This is a genomic window from Pseudomonas azadiae, from assembly GCF_019145355.1.
GTDB lineage: Bacteria > Pseudomonadota > Gammaproteobacteria > Pseudomonadales > Pseudomonadaceae > Aquipseudomonas > Aquipseudomonas azadiae.
In genome coordinates, this window is sequence record NZ_JAHSTY010000002.1 from 2,283,149 (window position 1) to 2,303,513 (window position 20,365).

17 protein-coding genes are annotated in these 20,365 nt (G+C 60.9%); 6 read left to right on the forward strand and 11 right to left on the reverse strand.

Annotated elements, in window-relative coordinates; translation table 11 throughout:
- Positions 1 to 31: 31 nt before the first annotated feature.
- On the reverse strand, positions 32 to 1,258 hold the full coding sequence (locus KVG91_RS26500) for an RtcB family protein (RefSeq protein WP_169374766.1): 1,227 nt from the start codon (positions 1,256 to 1,258) through the stop codon (positions 32 to 34).
- 214 nt (positions 1,259 to 1,472) lie between these two features.
- On the opposite strand from KVG91_RS26500, the gene rtcR reads away from it, so the two are divergent.
- Positions 1,473 to 3,053, forward strand: a complete 1,581-nt coding sequence (gene rtcR / locus KVG91_RS26505) for an RNA repair transcriptional activator RtcR (protein WP_169374765.1) — start codon at positions 1,473 to 1,475, stop codon at positions 3,051 to 3,053.
- 63 nt (positions 3,054 to 3,116) lie between these two features.
- Here rtcR and KVG91_RS26510 read toward each other — a convergent pair whose 3' ends face one another.
- From KVG91_RS26510 to KVG91_RS26520, 3 genes are all read right to left on the reverse strand, one after another.
- Positions 3,117 to 4,043 carry a LysR family transcriptional regulator gene (locus KVG91_RS26510; protein WP_169374764.1) on the reverse strand — a complete coding sequence of 309 codons (927 nt, stop codon included), beginning with the start codon at positions 4,041 to 4,043 and terminating at the stop codon, positions 3,117 to 3,119.
- Entirely contained in the window at positions 4,043 to 4,891 is an 849-nt protein-coding gene (locus KVG91_RS26515) for an EamA family transporter (protein WP_169374763.1), read from the reverse strand. Before KVG91_RS26515 ends, KVG91_RS26510 begins: the two co-directional genes overlap by 1 nt.
- A 101-nt stretch (positions 4,892 to 4,992) precedes the next feature.
- The gene (locus KVG91_RS26520; protein ID WP_225927057.1) at positions 4,993 to 5,793 is read right to left on the reverse strand and encodes a TauD/TfdA family dioxygenase; all 801 of its coding nucleotides are present in this window, start codon (positions 5,791 to 5,793) and stop codon (positions 4,993 to 4,995) included.
- 565 nt (positions 5,794 to 6,358) lie between these two features.
- Between KVG91_RS26520 and KVG91_RS26525 the strand changes: the two genes are divergently transcribed.
- The gene (locus tag KVG91_RS26525) at positions 6,359 to 6,667 is read left to right on the forward strand and encodes a DUF6124 family protein (protein WP_217894958.1); all 309 of its coding nucleotides are present in this window, start codon (positions 6,359 to 6,361) and stop codon (positions 6,665 to 6,667) included.
- Between the two features lie 933 nt (positions 6,668 to 7,600).
- Here the strand turns inward: KVG91_RS26525 and KVG91_RS26530 are convergent.
- Entirely contained in the window at positions 7,601 to 8,125 is a 525-nt protein-coding gene (locus tag KVG91_RS26530; protein ID WP_169374743.1) for a DUF2867 domain-containing protein, read from the reverse strand.
- Positions 8,126 to 8,480: 355 nt separating this feature from the next.
- Entirely contained in the window at positions 8,481 to 10,442 is a 1,962-nt protein-coding gene (locus KVG91_RS26535) for a sigma-54 interaction domain-containing protein (RefSeq protein WP_169374744.1), read from the reverse strand.
- Between the two features lie 186 nt (positions 10,443 to 10,628).
- On the opposite strand from KVG91_RS26535, the gene KVG91_RS26540 reads away from it, so the two are divergent.
- Genes KVG91_RS26540 through KVG91_RS26550 form a run of 3 tightly spaced genes read left to right on the forward strand, consistent with a single transcriptional unit; the run spans position 10,629 to position 13,370 of the window.
- On the forward strand, positions 10,629 to 11,648 hold the full coding sequence (locus KVG91_RS26540) for a Gfo/Idh/MocA family oxidoreductase (RefSeq protein WP_169374742.1): 1,020 nt from the start codon (positions 10,629 to 10,631) through the stop codon (positions 11,646 to 11,648).
- Positions 11,645 to 12,424, forward strand: coding sequence for a TIM barrel protein (locus KVG91_RS26545; protein ID WP_169374741.1), 780 nt, complete (start codon positions 11,645 to 11,647; stop codon positions 12,422 to 12,424). The genes KVG91_RS26540 and KVG91_RS26545 overlap by 4 nt, the downstream gene beginning before the upstream one ends.
- Before the next feature lie 19 nt (positions 12,425 to 12,443).
- Positions 12,444 to 13,370, forward strand: coding sequence for a sugar ABC transporter substrate-binding protein (locus KVG91_RS26550; RefSeq protein WP_169374740.1), 927 nt, complete (start codon positions 12,444 to 12,446; stop codon positions 13,368 to 13,370).
- Positions 13,371 to 13,396: 26 nt separating this feature from the next.
- Here the strand turns inward: KVG91_RS26550 and yghU are convergent, their stop codons facing one another.
- Both yghU and KVG91_RS26560 read right to left on the reverse strand, forming a co-directional pair.
- Positions 13,397 to 14,230, reverse strand: a complete 834-nt coding sequence (yghU, locus tag KVG91_RS26555) for a glutathione-dependent disulfide-bond oxidoreductase (RefSeq protein WP_169374739.1) — start codon at positions 14,228 to 14,230, stop codon at positions 13,397 to 13,399.
- Between the two features lie 425 nt (positions 14,231 to 14,655).
- Entirely contained in the window at positions 14,656 to 15,423 is a 768-nt protein-coding gene (locus KVG91_RS26560) for an SDR family NAD(P)-dependent oxidoreductase (protein WP_076954331.1), read from the reverse strand.
- 136 nt (positions 15,424 to 15,559) lie between these two features.
- Here KVG91_RS26560 and KVG91_RS26565 point away from each other — a divergent pair, with 136 nt between their 5' ends.
- A complete protein-coding gene (locus KVG91_RS26565; RefSeq protein ID WP_169376871.1) occupies positions 15,560 to 16,708 on the forward strand; it encodes an aldose epimerase family protein in 1,149 nt (382 codons plus the stop codon).
- A 117-nt stretch (positions 16,709 to 16,825) separates the two neighbouring features.
- On the opposite strand, the gene araH is transcribed toward KVG91_RS26565, so the two are convergent.
- From araH to KVG91_RS26580, 3 genes are read right to left on the reverse strand one after another with little or no spacing between them, the layout of a single operon-like run.
- A complete protein-coding gene (gene araH / locus KVG91_RS26570; protein ID WP_169376870.1) occupies positions 16,826 to 17,794 on the reverse strand; it encodes an L-arabinose ABC transporter permease AraH in 969 nt (322 codons plus the stop codon).
- A gap of 9 nt (positions 17,795 to 17,803) precedes the next feature.
- Complete coding sequence (gene araG / locus KVG91_RS26575) at positions 17,804 to 19,306, reverse strand: L-arabinose ABC transporter ATP-binding protein AraG (RefSeq protein WP_217894959.1); 1,503 nt, start codon at positions 19,304 to 19,306, stop codon at positions 17,804 to 17,806.
- Complete coding sequence (locus tag KVG91_RS26580) at positions 19,303 to 20,307, reverse strand: substrate-binding domain-containing protein (RefSeq protein ID WP_057721983.1); 1,005 nt, start codon at positions 20,305 to 20,307, stop codon at positions 19,303 to 19,305. The genes araG and KVG91_RS26580 overlap by 4 nt, the downstream gene beginning before the upstream one ends.
- Positions 20,308 to 20,365: the final 58 nt, after the last annotated feature.

A 20,365-nucleotide genomic window follows, 5' to 3' on the forward strand; every position in this document is an offset into this window, starting at 1 on the left:
CGTTGTTCTTTGTTCATCTTCTGGTCCCCTTTTATCCTTTGACGCACACCACTTGGCGCAAGGTGTGCAGCACCTCCACCAGCTCGCGCTGGGCGTGCATGACTTGGTCGATGTCCTTGTAGGCCATCGGAATTTCATCGATCACATCGGCGTCCTTGCGGCATTCCACGTGGGCGGTGGCGCGGATCTGGTCGGCCACGGTGAAGGTGTTCTTCGCCTTGGTGCGGCTCATGATGCGGCCCGCGCCGTGGCTGCAGGAGCAGAACGATTCTTCGTTGCCCAGGCCGCGCACGATGAAGCTTTTGGCGCCCATGGAGCCCGGAATAATCCCCAGCTCGCCCTTCCTGGCCGATACCGCGCCTTTACGCGTGACCAGAATCTCTTCGCCGAAGTGCCGCTCTTTCTGCACATAGTTGTGATGGCAGTTCACCGCTTCCAGCGCCACGTCGAACGGTTTGCCGATCACCTGGCGCGTGGCCTGGACCACTGCGCGCATCATCAACTCGCGGTTCTGCCGGGCAAAATCCTGGGCCCAGCCCACTGCTTGCACGTAGTCATCGAAGTGCTGGCTGCCTTCTTCGAAATATGCCAGGTCGCGGTCCGGCAGGTTCGCCAGGTGCTGACGCATATCCGCCTGGGCCAACTGGATAAACAGGTTGCCGATGGCGTTGCCCACGCCACGCGAGCCGCTGTGCAACATGAACCAGACGCGGTTGGCTTCATCCAGGCACACCTCGACGAAGTGGTTGCCGGTACCCAGGGTGCCCAGGTGCTGGCGGTGGTTGCTGCGCTCCAGTTGCGGGTACTTGTCGGTGATCGCCTTGAAGCGCGGATGCAGCGCCGCCCACACCTGATCGGCCTGGGCCGGCACGTCTTCCCAGGCGCCTTTGTCACGGCCCTTACGGCTGCGCGTGCGGCCATGGGGCACGGCGGCTTCGATGGCGCAGCGCAGGCCGTGGAGGTTGTCGGGCAAGTCGCCGGCGGTCAGCGTGGTACGCGCGGCGATCATGCCGCAGCCGATGTCCACGCCCACCGCCGCCGGGATGATCGCGCCCACCGTAGGGATCACGCTGCCGATGGTCGAGCCCTTGCCCAGGTGCACATCCGGCATCACCGCCAGGTGCTTGAAGATGAACGGCATCTTAGCGGTGTTCATCAGTTGCTGGCGGGCCTCGGGTTCCACGGGCACGCCCTGGGTCCAGAGCTTGATCGGCTTGCCGTTGGCGACTTCCAGCAGTTGGTAGGTGGTGTCTTGCATGATCTCAATTCTTTTTTGAAAAGCCGGCGCTGCGGCGTTGGTGGGGATATAGCAGCGGGCGTGCCAGGTTTGCTGCTGCCTTGCTGAAAGTTCTTAACCTAATGTTTTAAAACGATATTTTCCATAAAACTGAGAGGAGCGCGTTGAAAACCGATGACAAGCCTATCCGCACATCCCTATCCTTGATTATCGTTATTTATATTTTGGTCCAGCCATGAAACACAAGCGTACAGTCGCCATCGGGTTTATCGGGTCCAAGCTGGATCGCGTCGGCAAGGGTGCCAGCCGCTGGAATCACTGGCGTCCCAGCGTCGGCCTGTGCCAGCAAGACAACCTGCAGATCGATCGCCTGGAACTGATCCACGACCTCGACGCCCGCGACGTCAGCCTGGCCGAGCGGGTGCGCGCCGACATCCAGCACATCTCGCCGACCACCGAGGTGCGCCTGCACCCGATGCCGCTGAGCAACCCCTGGGATTTCGAAGAGGTCTACGGCGCCCTGCACGACTTCACCAGCGCCTACACCTTCGACACCGAACGCGAGGACTACCTGGTCCACATCACCACCGGCACCCACGTGGCGCAGATCTGCTGGTTCCTGCTGACCGAGGCACGCACCCTGCCCGCCCGCCTGATCCAGACCGCGCCCAACCGCCGCCCCGACGACACCGCGCCCGCCACCGGCACCCACACCCTGATCGATCTTGACCTGTCGCGCTACGACCGTATCGCCTCGCGCTTCGCCCATCAGCGCCTGGAAGGCCTGGCGTTTCTGAAGTCGGGGATCGCCACGCGCAACAGCGCCTTCAATGCCAGCATCGAGCAGATCGAGCGCGTGGCCGTGCGCTCCACGGCGCCGATGCTGCTGATCGGCCCCACCGGCGCGGGTAAATCCTTCCTCGCCCGGCGCATCTACGAACTCAAGCGCAGCCGTCATCAACTGCAAGGCCGTTTCGTGGAAGTCAATTGCGCCACCCTGCGCGGCGATGGAGCGATGTCGGCGCTGTTCGGGCACATCAAGGGCGCCTTCACCGGCGCGCAAAACGCCCGGGACGGGCTGCTGCGCGCGGCGGATGGCGGCATGCTGTTCCTTGATGAAATCGGCGAGCTGGGCGCGGATGAACAGGCGATGCTGCTCAAGGCCATCGAAGAAAAACGCTTCTACCCCATGGGCGCCGACCGCGAAGTGGCCAGCGACTTCCTGATCATCGCCGGCACCCACCGCGACCTGCGCGAGCGCGTGGCCCAGGGGGCGTTTCGCGAAGACCTGTATGCACGGGTCAACCTGTGGACCTTTGAACTGCCGGGCCTGGCGGGCCGGCGCGAAGACATCGAGCCCAATATCGATTTCGAGCTGGAGCGCCACGCCCGCGAACACGGCCGCCGCGTGCGCTTCAACCTGCAGGCACGGCGCCGCTACCTGGCGTTTGCCTGCTCCAGCGAAGCGGCGTGGCTGGGCAATTTTCGTGAACTGTCCGCCTCCATCACACGCATGGCGACCCTGGCCGACAGCGGCCGTATCGACGAAGCCCAGGTCGACGCCGAGATCCAGCGCCTGCGTTACGCCTGGGGGCTGTCGGAGCCCGATGCGCTGCTGCCTGCCGACCTGGACCTGTTCGACCGCTTGCAACTCAAGGCGGTGCTCGACGTGTGCCGCCAATCGGACAGCCTCTCCGACGCCGGCCGCCGGCTGTTCGGTGTGTCCCGCCAGGCCAAGGCGCAGCCCAATGATGCGGATCGGTTGCGCAAGTACCTGGCGCGGTTTTCGATTGAGTGGAAGCAGTTGAAGCCCTAGCGAAGACGGCCATCTGAAGGTCAAGCCAATGAGGTACTGAGCTGTTTCAAACTCGCAAATAGATCAGTGGTCTTGGTAAAAAGTCACCTCGCGCACAAACACTTGCGCCTGGGCTTTGAGCCACTCGAACAGTCGGGCGATATCGGGCTCTGACTGGCGTCCATTTCGGCAAATGATGTAGTACGCAGCGGGTGACATCATCACAGGAGCGTTCAGCGCCACCAAGGTGCCGTCTTTCAAAGCGTCATAGACCAATGCCGTACGGCCCAGCGCGATCCCGCCACCTTTGACCGCAAGACTGATCGCCAGGCCAGAGTCCGGAAAGCGTGGCCCATGGTGATATGGCGCAGGTGCCAGCCCCTGGAACGAAAACCAGTTTTCCCAGCTTGGACACACGTGATCATCGACCCGATGAATCAGCGGGTAACGTGCAATATCCGCCAATGCGATATCGCCATTCACCTTTTGAAAACCCGGCGAGAACACGGGGAACACCGCATCGTGCATCAACAGTTCGGCGTAATGATCAGGGTAGTCACCGTCCCCCATCACGATCGCCACATCGAATTGATGAGCCTCTGGATTGGTTCGACTTATATCGGCACTGGTCAGCACCAGCTCGAGATTGAACGAGGCCTCGGTATGAGACCCATGCATCCTGGGAATCAGCCAGGTGGAACAAAGAGAAGACGTGCATGAAAGATAAAGCGGCCGGGGTTTGCTAGGGTTCAGCGAATGCAACACCGCCTCAAGCTCCTGGAAAAAACCATCGACCACCGGAAGCAAGGCCCGCCCTGCAGCCGTGAGTTTAACGCCCCGTGAATGGCGCTCGAATAACTGCACACCCCACCATTCCTCCAGGCCTGCGATTTGATGGCTGATAGCACTGGCGGTAAGGTTCAACTCCGAAGCAGCGCGGGCGAAACTTCCCGTTTGCGCCGCGCTGATGAAGGCCTGAAGCATGGGAGTGGGTGGCGGACGTCGGGCCATCAGGTGCTCACTTTGATCAGGATGATTCCACAAACGATAACGAAGGCTGAAAGCATTCGCCGCCAGCCGAAGCGCTCATGGAAGAACAGCGCGGCGATAATGGCGCCGATAATAACACTGGTTTCCCGCAGTGCTGAGACCTTGGCAACCGCATCCAGCGACAGCGCAAACAACACCAGACCGTAGGAAGCCAAGTAAAAAACGCCGCCCATCACGCCCACGCGCCATTGGCCGCAAACAGCTTGCGCCAGTGCCGGCCGCTGCTTGAAAAAAGCCAGCACGGGAATCGGAATACTCTGAAATATCGTCAAATAAATGATGTATTGCAACACCGTCTCACTGGCTCTGACGCCTATGGCATCCACCACCGTGTAGGACGCAATGAACGCCCCCGCACACACCGCCATCAGAATTGGCTTGAACATCTGCGCAGTCATCCTGCGCACAAATGTCAGGCTGATGATGCCAGCACAGATCAGCAGCACTCCCGCCATTGCCTGGGATGACAATTGTTCGTGGAGCACAAGGCAGGAAACTAGCGCGACCAATACCGGCGGTACACCGCGCATCACCGGGTAGACCTGACCGAAATCGCCGGTCTCGTAGGCTTTGATCAAAAACAATCGGTAGATCGTATTGAGTACCACGGACACCAGCACATAGCCCCACACCTGCGGGCTTGGCACATTGACGAGTGGCAACGCCGCCAGGCAGATGAGTAACGCAGTGCCATCGACCATAGCCAACGTGATGAAGCGGCTGCTGCCAGCGCGGACAACAGCATTCCAGGTGGCGTGCATGAAGGCGGAGATCAAGACAAGGGTGATTGCGATGTCGGAGTTGTCCATGGGGCTCGGCTTTTAGAGAGTGTAAGAGATCGCTGGTTATGAGCGGCTAGCTATCACTTTTTTGCGCAGCCACATCCGCAACATGTATCGATTCAGATCACTCAAAGGCGTCGCATCACTGATCTGCGCATGCGAACATTCCTATCGATGAAATGTGTCCGGGTATGGAGAAATTTGTTATCGGCTGAAATAAGAACCTGCCCAGGCTCAAGCAATACTCGATGCTGCACCGATGATTGATCAAGAACCGTATCTAAAAAGTCCAATGCTTGAGTTTGCGCCAACGTCAACGGCACACCTGCTTTAAGGTGAGCCGATTCAATGTAGACCCGAAAGTACCTGATTAAAGGAACGCCTTCGTCGGAAAAGCTCAGAATGGGCGCTTTAAACAGCTGTTCTTCTTCTGACATACCTCGATTTTCAAAATAGAAATCGCATTTAAGTTCTTCTAGAACTTCTGGAAACGCCATCAGCTCTGCGTATACAGCGCTCGCATCAATCAGAATGCTCTCGCCACCCAATCGAGCCTTCTGCCCACACGCCAGGATCAGATAGTCGATAGGAAGCGGGTCGCTCACCCCGTCGTTGTGTACGTATGCGCCCTGACGGGTTTGATGGTATCTCGCACCCTCTTCAATGCTCATACCCCCTCGGTCATACACTTCAATCACTTTATGACCAAGATGATTTTGCACCATCGGCGCACCCAGCAAGGAGCCAAATGTCCATACCAGTGATTTGAAACCTGCAAGGTCATCCGTCTTGAACCCTTCAAGGATCAGCGCATGGCTTTCATGATCTATCGTGTTCCGTATATGACGTAGTTCCGAACTGAGAGCCTGCGAGTGAAGTGGATCAATGTAGGCAGATGTTGCATCGAATCGATGAGTTTGTGCATCCAACTCAAACTTGGCCTTAGCGCTCTGCAGCTCATGGAACGCCGCTTTTGATAGCCTGACTTTAGATACTTCCTGGCGAAAAATGACTGACGTTAATGCTCATCGCTATCTCATGAGAAAGGTGGTTGGAGCCAATATTTAACTAACCTCACACACCCCGAAAAAGCGAAACATCCTCAGTGCTACCATCAAAATCCGTCATGGCAGACCGCTCCTACGGATAGATCCTCTTATATGTTCATTAGTGGCATCTGGACATGGTTTGTAAAAGGCCAGCAAGGCCTATCGCTTTTAATTGCAGGACGTTTCCTAGACAATCCCTGCCGCCTTGTGCCTGCTGGAATCGGTGGCTAGTCTGCGGTCCGTCACTGCCAATTCAGTGATCGGGTTTAGTCGCCCGGAATGACACAAGGCGCATGGTCACATGAAGTTTTATGGTGGCTGTGCGCAGGGCACCCTCGGGTGCGCCGGATTTTCCTTGTGGCCGGTCGACTAACCTGCGTACAGCCGCCACCCATCGTTTAGTCGCGAAGGGGTGCTGGCTCCTCTTCACACAAGGAACTGCACCATGAACAAAGTCCTACCCGACCCACCCCGCGATCCCGCCAAAGACCGCGCTGCCTTCAACCGCGCCATCGATCACTACCTGCCCACACAAGGCTTTCATTCGGTCAACGAAGACCTGAGCTTCGAAGATGCCCTGCTCTACACCGCCAGTTTGCTCGACAGTGCTTCGGCGACTGCGCTGGATTGCGGCGAGGCGCTGGACAATCCCCAGCGGGCGAAAATTCTGGCGGTGTGGCATTTGCTGGAGATCGCCAGGACCACGGTGGATCACTCCATCGAGTGCCTGAAGCCCTCACCCACCGCTGCCTAATCGCGGTCAACCATGTGGGAGCTGGCTTGCCTGCGATGGCCATGGGTATCTACACAACTTTCAGTTGACCAATTTCCCTGTGGGAGCTGTCGAGCTTTAGCGAGGCTGCGAAAGCGGAGTGTCAGGCGAAAAAAATGCCAGCAGTGCCGCCGCCTTCGCAGCCTCGCTGGGGCTCGACAGCTCCCACATTTTGAACCGAGTTCGACATGAATACCGGTCGGCTCTAAGGCCGCCGCGCTTTGTTTTTGATCTTGATCTGGGGCGCCCCGTCAACCACGCTGGCCGTAATTCGATATTGATTTGGGGGGTAAACCGGCAGGACGCCGGTTTAGCCGCCCCGCGCCATGGATGGCGCGTGGCGGCGGCCCCCCAAATCAATGTCGGATTACGGGCATGCCGAGCCTAGGCGAGGCACCGAGTGGTGGGGCGAAGCGTTTTTGGTTACTTTTTGCGCTCTTCAAAAAGTGACCCGCCGTAAGGGCGGAACCCTAAGCCGCCGTTACCGCAGCAACGGATATGTACTCGGTCAAACCCAAAAAAACGGTCGGCCCGAAGGCCGCCAAGCAAGCTCCTCGCCACACACCGTTGAAAGTTGTGTAGATACCCATGCGGCGATGGCGCAGGGTCAGCCAACTGATCGGGCACAGAGACACCGCAATCGCAGCATAGGTATCTACACAACGTTCAAAGGCTGACAAATCTCCCTGTAGTGAGCGGGCTTGTCCCGCGCTGGGTGGCGAAGCCGCCCCAATAAAGGCATCGCCGAACTAGAGGTAGAACCCGGCCGCCTGGTTTGGGGCCGCTTCGCCGCCCAGCGCGGGACAAGCCCGCTCACTACAAGGATGTGTAGAGACCTATGGCTATCGCAGGCAAGCCAGCTTCCACATCTAACTCACCCGTTGCGAAAATCCGCGGCAGCCAAGCCAAAGCGACTCAGGAAGCCAGCGGCCAACCGATACGCGCTGCACGGCGCAGGCTGGCCTTGACGACCAAGCGGTGAAAGGGCGCTATAACGAACAGGTAGGCCCGACCCAGGCGGTTGTGGTACTGGACCACGGTTGAAAAAACCAGGTGGTGACCGCCTTCTGGCTCGGCCTCTTCAGAACAGAGGACCGATATGCGGAAGTCGAGGTGCGCGTCGTCCTCGCCCAACACGATTTCAGTGCGGTCCGTGCTGTAGACCTGGAAGGCGCCAACCCGGCCAGCAAGGGATGCCAAATGCCTGGCTGTCTTCAGACCAAAACAGACAACGACAGTATCCCGCACCGTCAAGAGCCACCCGATCCAGGCGGGCTGGTGTGAAAGGATGAATCGCGCCAGCAAGTCCGGATCAACGGATGTGCCCGCAGGAAGCCGGATCGCAAAAGCGTCCGCCAGGTTCATTGGCGTGTAAAGGTGGGTAATACCGGACCTTGGGGGCACGGGGACGGACAGAACGCGCTCATATTTTCGGGGCATTGGGGGCTCTCCTGAGTGCATGCCGGTGTATGCAGCGTATCAACGGTTCAATAGGCAGGGCTGCGGCATAATGCCGCGTGCTTCGACAGTTTCCTGCGTCGAGTCTTTTCACTTTTCGACGGGGGGTGGATCGCTCCATCATGTGCCTGAAGCCCATCTCCCCCACTGCCTGGACACGGTCCAAATGTGGGAGCGGGCTTGCTCGCGAATGCAGCCTGCCAGCCACCCATGCACTGACTGATACGCCGCTTTCGCGAGCAAGCCCGCTCCCACATTGGGTCCGCGTTTTGCCAGTTCTACAGCTGCGTCCCGCGCGCTAGTCCCTCGCCAAAGACAAGCCCACCGCATTCGAATCTCAACCGCGACGAAAATCCCCGGCACTCAAGCCAAACCGACTCATCTTGTTGTACAGCCCGCCGCGCGACACATTCAGTTGGCGGGCGGCCAGGCGGATATTGCCGCCGGTGCTGGTGAGCGCGGCGACGATGGCGTGCATTTCGTGGCTGCTCAGGTGCTGGGCGGGCTGCGGTTCGTGGGCGTGCAACGGCGCGCGTTGGCGGCTTTCCAGAGGAAGGTCTGCGGGCACGATCAGCTCTCCCATCGCCAGATTGGTCGCGCGCTCGATGCTGTTTTCCAGCTCGCGCACATTGCCCGGCCAGGCGTAGGCAGACAGCAGCGCCATCGCGTCGGGCGAAAAGCCCTGCACCGGCTTGCGCAGTGAACGGGCGCAGCGGGCAAGAAAATGCCGCGCCAGCAGCGGGATGTCGTCGCGGCGCATGCGCAGCGGCGGTACGGTCAGGTTCAGCACATTGAGGCGGTAGTAGAGGTCTTCGCGAAACGCCCCCTCGGCCACTGCCTGGCTGAGGTTGCGATGGGTAGCGGCGATAATGCGCACATCCACCTGCCGCGACCCCTTCGCCCCCACGCGGGTGACTTCTCCCTCTTGCAGGACCCGCAACAGGCTGACCTGGGCGTCGAAGGACATGTCGCCAATCTCATCCAGGAAAATCGTCCCACCATCGGCCAGTTCGAACTTGCCCGCCGAGCCGCCCCGGGCCGAGCCGGTGAACGCGCCTTCGACATGGCCGAACAGTTCGCTTTGCACCAGGTCCCGTGGAATCGCGCCGCAGTTGACCGCTACAAACGGGCCATCGCAGCGGTTGCTGTCGTTGTGGATGGCCTGGGCGAACAGCTCTTTGCCAGTGCCGCTTTCACCCAGGATCAAGGTGGTGGAGTCACTGCGGCTGGCGATGCGCCCCAGGTGCAGCGCGTCCTGGATCGCACGCGAATGACCCTGGATGGTGTCAAAAGTGTAGCTGGCCTGGGTACCGACAATGCGCCGCGTAATTTCGCGAATGCGGCGGTTTTCGCGCAGCGACACGATCACCCCGCCCTGCTCCAGCGGGCACACCGAGACCAGGCACGCGAGTTGGCTGCGGTCGTGCAGGTGGAAGGTGCAATCACGGTCACGGACCGGCTCGCCGATCACTTCACCCAATTCGCTGCGGCCCAGTTGCTGGAACGGGCGACCGATCAGCTCCAGGCCCACGCCGAACAGTTGCCGGGCATAGCGGTTGAGCGCCTTGATGCAGCCGCGTTCGTCCAGCACCACCAGGCCTTCGTTGAGCACTTCGAGCACGGTTTGCTGCTCTTCCAGCAAGCCTTGCAGGGCCATCTGCCGCGAGACGGCGTCGGCGGCGGCTTGCACCGTGCCGAGGGTATGAAAGTGAAACCAGCCGGGTTCGGCGGTGAGGGTCAGCATGGCCAGCGTCTGGCCCTGGGCATTCTTGATCGGCGCCGCGGCGCAGTGCATGCGGCGCTGGCGCAGGCCGTCGGCGAAATTTTCCTCGGCCAGCACATACACCAGGCGGTCTTCGGCCAGGGCCAGGCCGGTGCAGTTGGTGCCTTGCACGGACTCCAGCAGGCGACTGCCCACCGGGGTGATATCCAGCCCGCAGAAATACAGCGTGGTGCCGTCGGCATCGGTGAGGTTGATATGGCCGCGCGGGTTGTAGGCCAACAAGCCGTGCATGACTTGCGCGGCGGCCGCGATCAGCACGCGGTGGGTGGCCAGGGTAAGCGCCAGCGCCGCGGGGGCGACGAAGCGGTAGGCGTTGTCTGCCGGGTCGATAGCGGCCTCGACACTGCGCCGCCACGAATCCCAGATCACCTGGCGAACCTCGACCGGGCGCTCGACCTGACCCGCCAGGCAGGCCCGCCACGCCTGCTCCAGGGCAGCAATCGGGCCATCATTCAACGCCGCCGGGCCCAGATTTGTCAGGTAGTCGAGGTCTTGCACGCTGAGCGCCAGGGTCATCAGGATGATATCCGTGTTCATGTTTTTGACATGTCAGTATAGACATGTCATCAAAATGAACACTTTTTGTTTATGCACAGTTATTAACTGTTGAATATCAATGACTTGAAAACTGGCACAGCCCTTGCTCATGCTCCCCTGCCTGCCAAGACGTTCCTGAGGCCAATAACAACAAGGGGTCCCCTCATGAGTACACAGAACATTCGCCTGGGCTTGATCGGCGCCGGTCGCATGGGCAGCTTTCACGGCCTGACAGCCGCACGCCACATTCCCGGTGCCAGCCTGGTGGCGATTGCCGACCCCACGCCCGGCCAGGCCGCCCGCCTCGCCGCTGAATTGAGGGTAGACAAGGTCTACACCGATCCTCAGCAACTGCTCGACGACCCGGATATCGACGGCGTACTCATCGCCGCCCCCGCCCGCAGCCACGCCGAACTGGTGATCAGCGCGGCCCGCGCCGGCAAAGGCATCTTCTGCGAAAAACCCATGGCAATCACTCTGGAGGAAGCCGATCGCGCCATCGCCGCCGCCGCCGACGCGCGCGTGCCCTTGCAGGTCGGTTTCAACCGGCGTTTCGCCAAGAGCTTTCGCACCGCCCATCTCGACGTCGCCGCCGGCCGCATCGGCACCCCGCAACTGCTGCGCTCGCTGACCCGCGACCCGGCGCTGAACAACCCCGCCGCGTCGCCGCAATGGGTGATCTTCCTGGAAACCCTGATCCACGACTTCGACACCCTGCGCTACCTCAACCCCGGTGCCGAAGCGGTGCAGGTGTTTGTGATGGCCGACGCACTAATCGCCCCGGCCTACAAGCGCCAGGGTTTCCTCGACACTGCAGTGGTCACGATCCGCTTCGACAACGGTGCGATTGCCACCGCCGAGGCCAACTTCCAGGCGGTGTATGGATACGACGTACGCGGCGAAGTGTTCGGCAGCGCGGGCATGTTGAGCATGGGCAGCCTCAACGACTGCGACCTGGTGCGCTACCTGGCCCAAGGCATCCAGGCCGATACCCAGCGCATGGACACCGACCTGCTGCGCGACGCCTACATCGCCGAGCTCAACCACTTTGTCGACTGCCTGCGCAGCGGCGCCAAGCCCCTGGCCGGCGGCGAAGACGCCCGCGCAGCCCTGGCGATTGCCCGCGCGTGCATCGAGTCGTTCGAAACCGGCAAGGCCGTCGCCATCGCGGGAGCCCGGCAGTGATGCCGTTCAAACTGGCGGTGAGCGCCGAGATGGTGTTTCTCGACCTGCCCTTTGTCGAACGCGTGAAGCGGATTCACGCGTTGGGCTTCAGCGTCGAAATCTGGAGCTGGACCGACAAAGACATCGGCGCCCTGGCGGCGACCGGCGCCGACTTTACCTCGATGACCGGCTACATCAGCGGCACCCTTACCGACCCTGATGGCATTCGCCATTTGCTCGACAGCGCCCGCGAATCCCTGGGGGTCGCCGAGCGACTCAATTGCCCCAGCCTCAACCTGCACGGCACCGGCCTGGGTAACGGCGGTTTGCCGGTTCACCCCGTCAGCCAGACCACCGGGCGCATGTGGCTGAGCGCGTGCAAGGCCTTGGAAAAAATCGCGCGTCTGGGCGAAGACGCCGGCCGGATGTTTCTGCTGGAGAACCTCAACACCGAGGTTGATCACCCCGGTACGCCCTTCGCCCGCGCCGACGACACCCTGGCGCTGATTGAAGCCGTGGGCAGCCCGCACCTGAAGCTGAACCTGGACCTGTACCACGCACAGATCGGCGAAGGAAACCTGATCGAGCTGATCGAACGCGCAGGTGCTGCCATCGGCGAAATCCAGGTGGCCGACGTGCCGGGGCGCAAGGAGCCCGGCACCGGTGAGATCCACTACCCGGCCATCGCCAGGGCGTTGCATGCCATGGGTTACCGCGGCGTGGTCGGCCTGGAAGGCTGGGCCAGCGGCGACAGCCCCTTGGCATTGGAGCGTTTCCGCCAAGCCTTCATCCTATAACAATAAAAGGAACACCCTCATGAACCGCTATTCACTGTTTGTTGCCACGCTGTTACTGCTGTTCAGCCAATGGACCTTTGCCGCGTATCGAATCGGCGTGAGCATCGCCCGGGTGGACGACAACTTCATGACCTACGTGCGCACCGGGCTGGAAGCCGCCGCCAAGCAACAGGACGTGCAGATTCAGTTCGAAGACGCCCAGGGCGACGTGGTGCGCCAGCTCAACCAGGTCGAAGGTTTCCTCAACCAGAAAGTCGACGCGGTGATCGTGCTGCCGGTCGACACCGGCGCCACCGCCAACATCACCCGCGCCGCCGTGGCGGCCAAGACGCCGCTGGTGTACGTCAACCGCCACCCGGATGAGCGCACCCTGCCCAAGGGGGTGGTCACCGTGGCGTCCAACGACATCGAGGCCGGGCAATTGCAGATGCGCTACCTGGCGGAAAAACTCGGGGGCAGAGGCAAGGTGGCGATCATCATGGGCGACCTTGCGCAGAACGCCACCCATGACCGCACCGAAGGCGTCAAACAGGTGCTCAAGGACTTCCCCGGCATTACCGTGGTCGAGCAGCAAAGCGCCGAATGGCAACGCAGCAAAGGCATGGACCTGACCAGCAACTGGCTGCTGGCGGGCACGCCGTTCGATGCCATCGTGGCCAACAACGACGAGATGGCGATTGGTGCGGCCATGGCGCTGCAGCAAGCCGGCAAGGCCAAGGGCGAAGTGGCAATCATAGGGATTGATGGCTTGCCCGATGGGCTGGCGGCGATCAAGCGTGGTCTGCTGACGGCGTCAGTGTTCCAGGACCCCAAGGCCCAGGCGACTCAGGCGGTACAGGCAGCGGTGCGGATGATCAAGGGCGAGCCGATTCAAGCCGAGGTGTGGGTGCCGTTCGAGCTGATCAAGCCTGAGCAGGTAGGCGTATTCGAGCAACGCTACAAATAGCTCGAGAATGTGGAGCTCCCACAGTTTTAGTCCAGGTCGCTCGCAGAATGTCGCTCTGGCAACTGCTCCGCAGGCTCGCCGGAAACCCGATTCACCCTACGCCCACGCTGTACCGCCGGCCGAGCCTCAATCGCTTCCGCCCAACGCACCACATGGGTGTACTCATGCACCGCCAGAAACTCCGCTGCGCCGTAGAGGCGGCCTTTGACCAGCCCGCCATACCACGGCCAGATCGCGATATCGGCGATGGTGTACTCATCACCGGCAATGTACTCGCTCACGGCCAGGCGCTGGTTCAGCACGTCCAACTGACGCTTGGTCTCCATGGCGAACCGGTTGATCGGGTATTCCATCTTGCTCGGCGCATACGCATAGAAATGCCCGAAACCGCCGCCCAGGTAAGGCGCGCTGCCCATCTGCCAGAATAACCACGACAAGCACTCGGCACGGGCTGCAGGCTCAGTGGGGAAGAACGCACCGAATTTTTCCGCCAGGTACTGCAAGATAGCCCCCGACTCGAACACCCGAATCGGCGTGGCGCCGCTGCGGTCCAGCAGCGCCGGGATCTTGGAGTTCGGGTTGACCCCGACAAAGCCGCTGCCGAACTGGTCGCCGTCGCCGATCTTGATCAGCCAGGCATCGTATTCGGCACCGCTGTGCCCCAGGGCCAGCAGCTCTTCGAGCAGGATGGTGACCTTCTGCCCATTGGGCGTGGCCAGGGAATACAGTTGCAGGGGGTGCTGGCCCACCGGCAGTTCCTTGGCATGGGTCGGGCCGGCAATCGGGCGGTTAGTGCTGGCGAACGTGCCGCCATTTTCGGCGTCCCAGGTCCAGACCTTGGGGGGTACGTACTCGGTCATGCTCACTGCTCCAGAAGCGATCAACGAAGCGTTCCAGACTAAACCAAAGGTTGGCGTTGCGGGAACCCATCGAATAAGCACCACTGTTTAATCTGGGAGCGGGCTTGCCCGCGATGGCGGCGTGATCATCAACCCATCTGTTTCTGACCCACCGATATCGCGGCATAGGTACAGCTTTCTAAAACTGACAAATCTCCCTGTAGTGAGCGGGCTTGTCCCGCGCTGGGTGGCGAAGCCGCCCCAAACCAGACGACCTGGTTTCATCTGGAACACTGCGGTGTCCTTGTTGGGGCGGCTTCGCCACCCAGCGCGGGCGGTGCGACGATTCGACAAGCCCGCTCACTACAAGGGTGTGCAGATACCTATGGATATCGCGAGCAAGCCCCACATTTTGGGCTTTCATTGCCTGGACGATTGCGCCGGGCTCAGACCCAACCACCATCCACGATGAAGTTCTGCGCCGAGCACATCGCCGAGGCATCGGAGGCGAGAAACAGCGCCATATTGGCGATGTGTTCCGGCAGGACGCTGCCCGGCAAGCATTGGCTGCGGCTGATCAGTTCCTTGGCGGCATCGTCGACCCACATCGCCAGTTGTTTTTCGGTCATCACCCAACCTGGCACCAGCGTGTTGACGCGGATGCGGCTCGGCCCCAGTTCCCGGGCCAGGGCGCGGGTCATGCCGTGGGCGGCGGCCTTGCTGGCGGCGTACACCGGGTAGCCGGCGGAGGCCATCATCCAGCCCACCGAGCCGAGGTTGATGATCGCCCCGCCACCTGCGTTTTTCATCATCGGCACCACGGCCTTGGCGGCGAAGAAGGCGTGCTTGAGGTTGACCGAGATCAGCCTGTCGAACATTTCCGAGTCGACTTCTTCGAGCGTGTGGCGCACGTCATTGGCCGCGTTGTTCACCAGCACGGTGATCGGCCCCAGTGAGTGCTCGAAGCGGCCGATGGCGGCTTTGTAGCCGATCTCGTCAGTGATGTCGCAATTGACGAACTCCACGGTGTGCCCGCGCGAGCTCAACAGCGCCGCCAGGCGTTCGCCCTGGCTTTGCGCACGGTCCACAAACCCCACCTTGGCGCCCTGGGCGGCGAAGGCCCGGACCATGAATTCGCCGATGCCCGAAGCACCGCCGGAGATCAGCACGGTCTTGCCTTCGAGGTCGGGATAAACCGCGTGTTGAGTCGTCATGAAAGGTTGCCTCGCTCAATTAGTCTTATTTTATTTTGCAAATACGGCGTTTAAGGCTATAAATTCGCTGTCCAACCGACAAAATATCGCTATTAGTAGAACTATTCCACTCAAAACAACAAAAGGAAGTTCGACCATGAAGCACCCTCGTTATCTGTTGTCCGGTCTCGCCATGTCCATGTTGATCGCCAGCGGCGGCGCCCAGGCCGCAGGACTCACCAGCGAACACAAACCCTTCGGTAAAACCAACGACGGCACCGCCGTCGAGCAGTACATCCTGCGCAACAGCCACGGCATGCAAGCCACGGTGATCACCTACGGCGGCGTGCTGCAGTCGCTGAAAGTGCCGGACAAAAACGGCAAGGTCGACGACGTGGTGCTGGGCTTCGACGACGTGCAGGGTTACCAGGCCGGCACGGCGTTTTTTGGCGCAACCATCGGCCGCTTCGGCAATCGCCTGGCCGGCGGTGCCTTTGAGCTGGACGGCAAACGCTACCAGGTGCCGCTCAACGATGGCCCCAACTCACTGCATGGCGGCGCGCAAGGCTTCGACAAGCAGGTGTGGAAGGCCGCCGAGGTCAAGGGCAAGGACTCGGTGGGCGTCACCCTCACCTACCTGTCCAAGGACGGTGAAATGGGCTTTCCCGGTAATCTGAAAACCGAGGTCACCTACAGCCTCAACGATAAAAATGAACTGCACATCGCCTACAAGGCCACCACCGACAAACCGACGGTGCTCAACCTCACCAACCACAGCTACTTCAACCTGGCCGGCGCCGGCAATGGCGACATTCTCAAGCAAGTGGCTACCTTGCACGCCAGCCATTACACGCCGGTGAACGCCACCTTGATTCCGACCGGCGAAGTGGCGCCGGTGAAAGGCACGCCGATGGACTTCCTGAAACCGACGCCGATCGGCCAGCACATCAAGGCCGATCATCCGCAGCTCAAGTTTGCCGAGCCTAAACAGGGCGGGTTTGACTTCAACTGGGCACTGGACACCAAGGGTGACGTGAAGCAACTGGCGGCCGAGGTGCATGATCCTGAGTCGGGGCGCAAATTGCAGCTCTACACCACCGAGCCGGGCGTGCAGTTCTATACCAGCAACTTCCTTGATGGTTCGGTAAAGGGCAAAGGCGGCAAGACTTACCTGCACTGGAGTGGTTTTACCCTGGAGACCCAGCATTTTCCGGATGCACCTAACCAGCCCAAGTTTGCCTCGACCCGTTTGAACCCAGGGCAGACTTACACCCAGAACACCGTTTTCAAATTCTCTGCCGACTAAACCTGTGGGAGCTGGCTTGCCTGCGATAGCGGTGAGCCAGCCAATAAATTTGTCGGCTGATACACCGCTATCGCAGGCAAGCCAGCTCCCACATTTGGATCTTCACATGGCAAGGGTTCAGCGTTGTTTCATGCGGTCGATGACCACGGCCAACAGCAGGATCGAGCCGCGGATCACGTACTGATAGAACGTATCGATGTTCTTCAGGTTCATCGCATTCTCAATGATCGCCAGGATCAACACGCCGGCGATCACATGCCGGATCATGCCGATCCCGCCGCTCAATGACACCCCGCCCAATACGCAGGCCGAGATCACCGTCAGCTCGAAACCCTGGCCGATCATCGGCTGGCCGGAAGTCATGCGCGAGGCCAGGATCACCCCGGCCAATGCGCCGATCACACCGTGCACGGCGAAGATCAGGATTTTGGTGCGATCCACGTTGACGCCCGCCAGCAACGCCGCTTCCGGGTTGCCACCGATGGCCATGGTGTTGCGCCCGTAGGTTGTGTAGTTGAGCAGCCAGCCGAAAAACAAAAAGCAGACGATGGTGATCAGGATCGGCACCGGCACGCCCAGCAATTGGCCGTTGCCGAACACGAAGAATTGATCCTGGGACACGCCCACCGCCTTGCCGTCGGCGAAGATATACGCCAGCCCGCGCACGATCTGCATGGTCGCCAGCGTGGTGATCAGCGCGTTGACCCGCAGTTTGGCGATCACGATGCCGTTGATCAGCCCGACGATCAGGCCCATCCCCAGCGCGGCGCCGATACCGAGCATGACGCTGTCGGTGTCGCGCATCACAATCGCCGCCACCACCCCGGCGCAGGCGATCACCGAGCCCACCGACAGGTCGAAGTGCCCCGACGCCAGGCAAAACAGCATGGTGCAGGCGGCGATGCCTACGGTGGAAATCGCCAGGCCCAGCCCGCGCATGTTCAGCGGCGAGAGGAAGTTATCGATCAGCAAGGCACAGAGCACAAAGATGCCCACGGCAGCCAGCAGCATCGCCCAGTTGTCGAGCAGTGCGCGCATATCCAGGGGTTTGCGTGCCGAGGGCAACGCGTTGTCTTGGGTTGTCATAGTCGTCTCTCAGTTCGCCACGCTGCGTGGCAAGGCCAGTTGCAGCAAGTTGGATTCAGTCGCCTGTTCGCGGGTTTGCTCACCGCGCAGTGCGCCTTCGCAGAGCACCAGGATGCGGTCGGAAATGCCCATCACTTCCATCAGGTCGCTGGACACCACGATCACCGCGATGCCCTGGGCCGCGAGGTTATGGATGATCTGGTAGATCTCGGCCTTGGCGCCGATATCGATGCCACGGGTCGGCTCGTCCAGCAGCAGCACTTTCATCGGCATCGACAGCCAGCGGCCGAGAATGGCCTTTTGCTGATTGCCGCCCGAGAGGTACATGATCTTCTGCCCCGCATTGGGCGTCTTGACCTTCATGGCCTTGATCTGCTGATCGGCGTTGCCCTTCTCCCAGCCGTCACGCAGCAGCCAGCCGAACCGCGAGTGGGCGCCGCGCGCACTGATGTTGATGTTCTCGGCCACGCTGGACAGCGGAATGATGCCTTCCTTCTTGCGGTCTTCAGGGCACAGCAGCACACCGGCGGCGATGGCATCGCGCGGCGAGCGCAGTTGCAGCTGCTCACCGCAGAGTTGCAGGCTGCCGGCGCTGGCGCGCTCCAGGCCGCTGAGCAAGCGGAACAGCTCCGTGCGCCCTGCGCCTACCAGCCCGAACAGGCCGAGGATCTCGCCTTTGCGCACCTCAAAACTGATTGGCTCACGCAAGCCCGGGCCAAGCAAGCCCTCGACCTTGAGCGCCACCTCGCCATGCTCACGCGTGCGGTAGTCGTAGATGTCCTGAATATCGCGGCCGACCATGCACGTCACCAGTTGGTCATGGGTCAGCGCGCTCATGTCCTCGAACGTGCGCACGTAGCGCCCGTCCTTGAACACCGTGACGGCGTTGCAGATGCGGAACACTTCTTCCATGCGGTGCGACACATACAGCACCACTTTGCCCTCATCGCGCAGGCGCGTGATGATCGCCATCAAGCGGTCGATCTCGCGCGCCGAGAGGCTGCTGGTGGGTTCGTCGAAGGCGATCACATGGGCGCCACGGGACAGCGCCTTGGCGATTTCCACCAGTTGGCGCTGGCCGAGGGACAGCCGACCAAGCTTTTCGTCGGGATCGATTTCATCGGCCAGGCCCTTGAGGCAGGCCAGCGCCTGCTTGCGTAGCAGGCTACGATTGACCACGCCGAAGCGCGACGGTAGATGCCCGAGGAACAGGTTCTCGGCGACGGTCATTTCCGGCACCAGATGCAGCTCCTGGTGAATCACCGCCACGCCGCTGGCAATGCTGTCAGCGGCGTTTTTGAAGGCCATGGTCTGTTCGCCGATCTGCAGCGTGCCGCTGTTGGGAATGTAGGCGCCGCCGAGGATTTTCAGCAGCGTCGACTTGCCCGCGCCGTTCTCGCCCATCAAGGCGTGCACCTGCCCCGGGTGGGCGATGAAGCTGATGCCGTCCAGCGCCTTGACCCCGGGAAAGGTTTTGCCGATGCCGTCGAATCGCAAGGCGGCAGCGGTCATTTCCACAGCCCGATTTTGGTCAGTTCTTCCTGGAAGTTGGCGCGGGTGATCAGGGTCACTTCGTCCATGGCCGTGTACTTCGGCGGCTCAGTGCCTTTGGTGACCCATTCGTACATCATCAGCGCGGTGTTGTAGCCTTCGATGTGCGGGCTAGGCAGCATTGAGCCGAAGAAGCCGCTGTCTTTCTTCTTGAGTTCGCCGATGGCGTCGGTGCCATTGATGCCGATGCCGATCACGTTGGCGGCCTTGAAGCCAGCGCTTTCAGTGGCGCGCACGCCGCCGAGCACGGTGTTGTCGTTCATGCCGCCGATGATCAGGTTCTTCGCGCCGCTGGGCAGCTTGACCAGGGCCGAGTTGGTGGCGTCCATGCTGCCGGGCACGTCGAGGGTTTTAAGCGCGGCGGTAAGGATGTGGTCCTTGGGAATGCCGGCTTCCTCCAAGGATTTGATCGAGCCGTCGGTGCGCTTCTTGCCGGTGTCGAGTTCGTTGAAGGTGTTGATCACCGCGTAGGTGTCCTTCCAGTCCCAGCCGCGTTTTTTCGCTTCGGCGGCCATCGCGGCGCCCTGCTTCTGGCCCACTTCAAACGCGGCCATGCCCAGGTACGGCACGTCTTCCATAAAGGCGCCTTTGGCGTCGACAAAACGGTCGTCCACGGCGATCACTTTAAGGCCATTGGCCTTGGCCTTGGCGACGATGGCCGGGCCCAGGGACACGTCCGGCGGGCAGATCACGAAGCCCTTGGCGCCGTTGGCGGCCAGGCTGTCGATGGCCGACAGGGTTTTTTCGCCATCCGGCACGGCGATCTTGATCACGGTGAACCCGTGTTCCTTGCCGGCTTTTTCGGCGAAGGCCCATTCGGTCTGGAACCACGGTTCTTCAGCCTGCTTGACCAGAAAACCGATCTTCACTTCTTCAGCGGCCAGCAACAGCCCGCTCAAGCTCATGGCCGAGACCGCCACAGCGGCGCAGCACAGGGAACGCAAACCACGACGACGATTCATACGGGTGACTCCTTGTTGTTGTTTTAAGGCTTGCATAAACACTGTAGGAGCGAGCTTG